The 1,449-nt window shown below is 69.8% G+C and carries 1 pseudogene; it reads right to left on the bottom strand.

Going from position 1 to position 1,449, the window contains the following annotated elements:
• Window positions 1-241: 241 nt before the first annotated feature.
• Window positions 242-1,306 (bottom strand): annotated as a pseudogene (locus HDC93_RS37635) (IS701 family transposase); the annotation flags it as partial.
• Window positions 1,307-1,449: the final 143 nt, after the last annotated feature.

Genomic DNA, 1,449 nt, shown 5'->3' with positions numbered 1-1,449 from the left:
TACTCCAGTGCGGTTTCGTGATCTATCCAGCGGGTTCGTCGGTGGACCGTCGTTGGTAGTGGCTGCGTCGGGCTGTTGCCTGGTGGCGTCTGCGCCAGGCGGACCAGTGCAGCGGCCTGTCCATGGACATGGCCGGTGGGATCAGGAAGACGGTGAACAGGCGGCGGATTTCCGGAACGGTCAACGCGATCGGCTCGCGGCTGCGGGTGGGGTGGTGCGGATCGGCGGGCCGGTCGGGAGCCGCGTCGGCTGCGAGGGCAGCGAGGAAGGCCAGGGCGAGCATGGCGAGCGTGATGTGCCGGTGCCAGGAGGTCCAGTTGCGGACCTGGTAGTGGTCGAGTCCGACCTGGCCCTTGGCGGCCTGGAAGCACTCCTCGACGCTCCAGCGGACACCGGCGACGCGGACCAGCTCGGACAGGGGCACGTCGGTGGGTGACCAGCACAGGTAGAAGGCGAGTTCACCGGTGCTCCGGTTGCGGCGGATCAGCAGGTGGCGGTGGCCGCCGGTGCCGATGTGGACCCAGGCCCAGTCGTAGTAGCGCGGGCCCTTTGCACCGCTGCCGGCGCTGTGCCGCTGCCAGGCGGTGCTGGGGAGCTGGCCGGCGAGGGTGTCCGCACGGACGGGGGTGCGTCCTTGGTTGATTGGGACCTTGGTGGAGCAGGCCACGGCCAGGACGTAGCCGATGCCCCTCTCCTCCAGACGGGCGCGCAGGTGCGGGTCCTGGCCGTAGGCTTCGTCGCCGGTCACCCAGGAAGCGGTGATGCCCGCTTCCAGCGCGGCGGCGATCATCTCCCCGGCCAGGCGGGGCTTGGTCGCGAACTGCACCTCGTCGGGTATCCCGGCAGCGCGGCGGCGCTCCGGATCGCAGCACCAGGAGTGCTCGGGAAGGTAGAGCCGACGGTCGATCAAAGCCCGTCCCCGGTCGGTGGCGTAGGCGAGGAACACGCCGACCTGGCTGTTCTCGATGCGTCCTGCGGTGCCGGTGTACTGCCGCTGCACCCCCGCCGAGGCCCGGCCCTTCTTCAGAAAGCCGGTCTCGTCGACGACGAGAACCCCGCCGTCGCTGCCCAGATGTTCGATGGCATAGGTGCGGACGTCGTCGCGGACGGCATCCGCGTCCCAACGGGCGTAGCGCAACAGGCGCTGCATCGGCCCGGGCCGGGCGTGTCCGGCCAGTTCGGCCAGCTGCCAGCAGTTCTTCCGCTCGACGCTCGACAGCAGCCCAAGCAGGTAGGCGCGGGCAGTCGCCCGGGGCTCCACCCGCCCGAACCGGCCCGCGATCCGGGCCATGACCAGGTCGAACATCGAGCGCCAACGGACAGGGTCTACGCTATGGCCCGCGGCCACCGCACGATCTTCAGGAGTCCACACAACCCCCGATGATCACGCGGTGGCCGTACCCGTTCCCAGCCGGACCCGACTCAAGATCGCGAAGTCAGACTGGAGTA

The sequence above is a fragment of the Streptomyces sp. AK010 genome (genome assembly GCF_014207295.1).
Classification (GTDB): Bacteria; Actinomycetota; Actinomycetes; order Streptomycetales; family Streptomycetaceae; genus Streptomyces; species Streptomyces massasporeus.
The sequence above is the reverse complement of the archived record's forward strand: the minus strand, read 5'-3'. Positions and strand labels throughout refer to the sequence as shown.